Source organism: Anoxybacillus sp. TBDG-1, assembly GCF_054815885.1.
The window spans coordinates 1-5,541 of record NZ_JBTZSY010000078.1 but is presented as its reverse complement, the minus strand read 5'-3'; the positions used below and the strand labels follow the sequence as shown (position 1 = coordinate 5,541).

Sequence of the window (5,541 nt, the reverse complement as noted above, 5' to 3'; positions counted from 1 at the left end):
CCTTCAAAAGGTAGCCCGTGATGACTTTTCATAGATTTTTTGACGCTACCTTTTCTACTATATGGCTGAAATCAAAAAAACCATTAGTCGACTCGATACGACAAGAAATTTCCTTGAACTTCACCTCAATCTCCCTTAAAAAAGGTAAATACAATTTCACAACAAACACATCCAATCGTCACAATATTCACAATAAAATTTTATCCTTTTTTTGTCAATATGTTACGATGAAAAAAGGTAAAATTTAAGTGATATATTAAAAATAACGAAGGGACGGAGGAGGAAATGGAAACACTAGTCACGATATGTTTTGAATTTGTAGGAGGATTGTTAAATTTTTTGCTGTTAGGTCAGTTTGATTACCTCATAGCAAAACGAAGATTGAAACATATGCAAAAAACAAGAGTGATTGAAACACAAAAACCGTTCGACAAAAACACTGTAAAGCGTTTGTTAAAAGATCCGAGCATTTCTACCTATTTATTTTCAAGAACAAACTACAAAAAACTGTTGCATGATAAAGATATACAAAAACAGTTCAATGAAGGAATTGTAAAATATGTATAAATCGCCCAATACAAAGATGGGCGATTATGTTTTTTCTTTGTATAAAGATGCTGTGCTAATTAATATGACTCCTGCCAACAAAAATGAAACGTATGCGACAAGTGACGCAGCGCCTTGATTTTTCACCCCGATTCCAACAAACGCCCAAACAAATACAATTGGATATATGTAATCGTGTTGTCGGATCATGAACAGAAGGGCTAAAGTTGTTGCAACAAGTAACATCGCAATCGCCCAAAATGATTCAGGTAATCCGAATCCATCCCAACCGTTGTATTTTAACATAAAGGAAATGTTTGCAATTGTCGCAACGCTAATCCAACTGAGATACACAGAAAATGGGAGCAAATCAAGACTTGTTGGATTCGTACGTTTAACAGCCATATATAACGAAATAAGTGTCAAAAGAAGAAGGAGCATCACAATAACAGAAAAAAGAAAATATTCATAATGCCATACAACAATCCATAACGCATTAAACATACAGCTAGCGACAAAAGGAATAAACGCTTGGCGGTACATAGGTAAATGACGGCGAGAAGATGGGATTTGCCTAAAAATCCAAATCGCTAATAGCACATAAATAAAACCCCAAATCGAAAATACGTACCCTGCAGGTGTAAACAAGACGTTAACTTTACGCGATATGTCTCCTGTCGTCTGACCGTTTAACGGAAGCCACTCAGCCATCACATTAACAAACACCATCCCGACGTACGCTATAACATAACCAATAAGTCGCCCCATCGCTATCCTCCAACTCTTTTCTTTATCATTTATATTATTCCTTTTATATGGACACGATAACCGTTTGTAACAAAAAGAGACGGTTTTTGTCCCGCCTCTTTTACACTAGCTCACACCAAATATCTTTCAACGTCCACGCCTCAACAGAAAGCACGGTCAATTTTCCACCTTCTGCAAACAATTCAATCCCTTGGCTCGTTTCAGATGGATATATTCTCCCTGTCATCACAAGCCGACCATCGTTGACGAATAACTCAACAGAAGAACGGTCAATAAAGACATGGAACGTGACGATGTCTTCTTGCTTATGTAATACGGCACGGCGAATGCCGCCTTCGCCTTTTCCGGACCGGTTTCGGTCAAATGTAACGAGAGCGTCTTTTACGTCATAGCGGAAAACCGTTTCTTCGCTTCCGTCTTCCGCACAGCGCACTTTTACACCAAACGCGTTCCCTTGAAAATCGGCTAACGAAAAACGAACGAGCAATTCTAATCGATCGCCTTGAACTGGAAGTGTGTACGTTCCGTCGTTTACCGAAATCGATTCCAGCTGCACGTGCTCTTCGCGTAATAACTGTAATTCTGGCACTGGTTTCATCAATAGTTTCTCATCATCTGCTAATTCCAAAAGACGAGGAATCGTCAACGCCCCTGCCCAACCATGTGCTTGCGTCGGCATAAAAGACTCCCACATATCCATCCAGCCGAACAAAATGCGCCGTCCGTTTTCATCTTCAAACGTTTGCGCCGCGTAAAAATCAAATCCTTTATCCAACTCTTCAAACGCTCCGTGCACGAGTTTCCCTGTTTCATAATTAAGTGTACCAACGACGTAGCCTGTTTGATGAAGGTTTTGGAAACGGTCACCTTCTGGTTCGATTCCTTGCGGAGAAAATAACAAAATATCTTTGCCGTTCAAACGGAAGACATCTGGACACTCCCACATATAGCCTAAGCTACCATCGCTTTCAGCCATGATGTTTACATATTCCCAATGTCGTAAATCGTTCGACTTATATAAAACAACTTTTCCGTTATTCCCCTCTCTCGTCCCAAGCACCATGTACCAGTCGGCGCCATGTTTCCACACTTTCGGATCGCGAATATGACCTTGGCAATCAAACGGAGGTTCGGAAAGTACCGGATTGACCGGGTCTTTTTCAAAATGAATGCCGTCTTTGCTTGTCGCAATGCATTGATATTGCTTCAACTCCGTTTGTTCCTCGTTTAACCAGACATTTCCTGTATAAATGAGTGTAAGCACCCCTTGGTCATTCACCGCGCTTCCTGAAAAACAGCCGCCTCCGTCATACCATTCACTCGGCGCAAGCGCAATCGGTACACGTTCCCAATGTACAAGGTCATTACTTTTCACATGCCCCCAATGCATCGGCCCCCACGTTGGACTGTCGGGATGGAACTGATAAAATACATGGTACTCTCCATTCCATTGAATTAATCCGTTTGGATCATTCATCCAGTTTACCGGAGCCATAATATGATATGCTAGCCGATATGTGCTGTCCATTTTTTCTTTTGCCCATTGTACTCGTCTTTCTGCTTCATAAATGTGCTTCGTATGTTTCGACATAAACTTGCCCCTTTCTCTTTGTTTATATATCAAGAAATGAAAAAATATGATGTGTAGAGAACTTTATGTTCGGAAATAAAGTGGAGACAAAATGATTGTTTTGATCGTCATATACTTCTTCTAGTTGCAAACGATCGTTATGAAGAACATATTTTTCAATCGCCTTATGTTGATAATCAACAATCCAATATTCCTTTACCCCCGCTTTTTCATAGTAATAGCGCTTCAATAATCTGTCGTTTCTTGCGGTGCTTGGAGAGAGAACTTCGACGACAAGAGCTGGGGCGCCATAACAGCGCTTATTGCGCAGTTTCTCTTTCTCACAAACAACTGAGATGTCCGGCAACACTGTTACATTTTCCTTTCCTTTTTGCTCATCTTGGAAAAGAAACACAACTTGTAAATTACTTCCAAACACAAAACAAGAGCTACCTTTTAACGCAAATATCATTTCCCCAATTAAATTGGCTACAACTCCTTCATGTTCGTATGAAGCTAGGGTCATGAGCACAGGAGTTCCTTCGTACAACTCCATTCGTCGTTCCCCGACAAGCTCAAAAAACTCAGCAAGTGTATATAGTTGTTTTTCTTCATGCTCACTCATCTGTCCCACCTTCGCCCGTTTTTCCGTTTCTATTCATCCATTGTTCTAAATGATGCACCGCAATGCCAGAAAAACTTTTTGTGCGAGCATAATGTTGCTGAACAATCGCTAATTGTTCATTCATATACGTTTCGCTCTCTTCAGCAAATGAAACGTGATCCCCTTCATCAACTTGTCCTGTTTCCACACCTATGACAATCGATTTGTTGTACTTTTTCGCAAGGTTCATTTCTTTCTTTACAATGTTAATGATTGCCTTTGCTTCATCGCGATACGCCATGATCGCCACACCGGCTGTATGTGCAATCACCCATTCCGCTAAGTTTGTATCGCCATATGATACTTCGTCAAACCAAAATGGGATATCAACTTCAAAACGTAGCGACCGTTCGCTTGCGAGTTGCCGTGCACGTTGTAAAAGTGTTTGATACGAAACGATTGCTTCTTCTCGATTCGTACGCCAACGTTCATGCAAGTACGGTTCAACGTCTAAATGAACACCGCTAAACTTTTCATTTTGTTCGGCAGCGCTTTCATATTGGTCAATCCATTGGAATAAACGCTCCATTCCTTCGTTCGTTTCAATCCAATGCGGCGCTCCATCTAGTACATAAACACGGATCCCTTTTTCCGTTGCATGTCGAACAAATTGGCGATATACCTCCATTGAAACTTCTTCATCCATTTGCACGTACACATCGCTTATTTGCTTCTTTTCTAAAAATGAAAAGATGCGCTCTTCATTTTTCACGAGCAGCCACGGATTCCAAAGCCATGTGGCGCGCACGAGCTGTTTTTCTTGTGCGAACAAATACACCCCCCCTACAACAAGTACAAATAAAAATGTAATCATACTGATCACTTTTTTCATCTATATCCCTTCCCACATATCGATTATCTTTATTTTACTATGTTTTGCATAGAAAAGAGAATGGCGAAACGACTTTTTTCACATGATATATAAAAAAGTGGGGATGAAAAATGAATGCATTTTTCTTATTTTTGTCTTTATTCGTTATGGCGACAACACCTGTTCAGCAAATGAATGACGATATTGTTTGGAACGTTCCGACCGACGAAAAAATGGTCGCTATTACGTTTGATGATGGGCCGGATATGTTATATACGCCTGACATTTTAACAATTTTAAAGCAGTATGACGCAAAAGCGACTTTTTTTGTCGTTGGATTTCGAGCGGAAAAATATGCTGACATTATTAAACGACAAATGGACGAAGGACATGAAATCGCCAATCATACGTATAAACATCTCGATTTTCGCGGCAAATCAAAGCAAACGATTGAAGAGGAAATAAAAAAAAGCGAAGATGTCATATATCAAATAACAGGAAAACGACCGACATTATTTCGTCCCCCGCTCGGTTACTACAATAAACGTATTATTGACATTGCTAAACAGCGGGGATATACCGTCGTGATGTGGTCAAAACATCAAGACACGTATGACTGGCAAAACCCTGGAACAAACCGCATCGTGCGCCGTGTCATTAGCCATATTCAACCTGGGCAAATTATTTTGTTTCACGACCATGGAAGCGGCAGTCGAAAACAAACTGTTCAAGCATTAAAAGAAATTTTGCCGATTTTAAAAGAAAAAGGATATACGTTTGTCACTGTCTCGGAACTGTTAAAACACCATCCAAACTATCGCCATTTGAACTTGTAGCACCTTTCATGTAAGCATATATTTTGATTTTTCAGCCCATCCATCTCATAATAAAAGGGACAAATATTGGAAAGGGGCAAAGTGATGAAAAGTTTACAAGATGGTGCCACATTACATGATGGAGTTCGCATGCCATGGCTTGGATTAGGCGTTTATAAAGTACAAGAAGGAGACGAAGTAAACCGAACTGTTCGCACATCGCTGGAAGTTGGCTATCGTCACATTGATACAGCTGCATTTTACCAAAATGAAGAAGGTTAGTAACTGTTAAAATATTTTTTTGAAAATTCTTAAAACTCTATATACAATTTATAAAAAATTACAAGGCAAAAGAGCAAATAAAGCC

Annotated in this window: 6 protein-coding genes and 1 pseudogene; 3 read left to right on the top strand and 4 right to left on the bottom strand. The window is 40.0% G+C overall.

The window, feature by feature from the left end:
• The first annotated feature begins 285 nt into the window (after nucleotides 1-285).
• Nucleotides 286-567, top strand: coding sequence for a hypothetical protein (locus tag ACYQY7_RS13570; protein ID WP_461202848.1), 282 nt, complete (start codon nucleotides 286-288; stop codon nucleotides 565-567).
• Nucleotides 568-591: 24 nt separating this feature from the next.
• Here ACYQY7_RS13570 and ACYQY7_RS13565 read toward each other — a convergent pair whose 3' ends face one another.
• The 4 genes from ACYQY7_RS13565 to ACYQY7_RS13550 all read right to left on the bottom strand — a co-directional run bounded on the left by ACYQY7_RS13565 (nucleotide 592) and on the right by ACYQY7_RS13550 (nucleotide 4,380).
• Complete coding sequence (locus tag ACYQY7_RS13565) at nucleotides 592-1,314, bottom strand: TspO/MBR family protein (protein ID WP_461202846.1); 723 nt, start codon at nucleotides 1,312-1,314, stop codon at nucleotides 592-594.
• 100 nt (nucleotides 1,315-1,414) lie between these two features.
• Nucleotides 1,415-2,905: a glycoside hydrolase family 32 protein gene (locus ACYQY7_RS13560; RefSeq protein ID WP_461202844.1), complete on the bottom strand. Its 1,491-nt coding sequence runs from the start codon at nucleotides 2,903-2,905 to the stop codon at nucleotides 1,415-1,417.
• A 22-nt stretch (nucleotides 2,906-2,927) separates the two neighbouring features.
• A complete protein-coding gene (locus tag ACYQY7_RS13555; protein WP_461202842.1) occupies nucleotides 2,928-3,509 on the bottom strand; it encodes a Uma2 family endonuclease in 582 nt (193 codons plus the stop codon).
• Nucleotides 3,502-4,380 carry an amidase gene (locus ACYQY7_RS13550; RefSeq protein WP_461202840.1) on the bottom strand — a complete coding sequence of 293 codons (879 nt, stop codon included), beginning with the start codon at nucleotides 4,378-4,380 and terminating at the stop codon, nucleotides 3,502-3,504. Before ACYQY7_RS13550 ends, ACYQY7_RS13555 begins: the two co-directional genes overlap by 8 nt.
• 110 nt (nucleotides 4,381-4,490) lie before the next feature.
• Between ACYQY7_RS13550 and ACYQY7_RS13545 the strand changes: the two genes are divergently transcribed.
• Nucleotides 4,491-5,195 carry a polysaccharide deacetylase family protein gene (locus ACYQY7_RS13545; RefSeq protein ID WP_461202838.1) on the top strand — a complete coding sequence of 235 codons (705 nt, stop codon included), beginning with the start codon at nucleotides 4,491-4,493 and terminating at the stop codon, nucleotides 5,193-5,195.
• Nucleotides 5,196-5,279: 84 nt separating this feature from the next.
• Nucleotides 5,280-5,453 (top strand): annotated as a pseudogene (locus ACYQY7_RS13540) (aldo/keto reductase); the annotation flags it as partial.
• Between the last annotated feature and the right edge of the window lie 88 nt (nucleotides 5,454-5,541).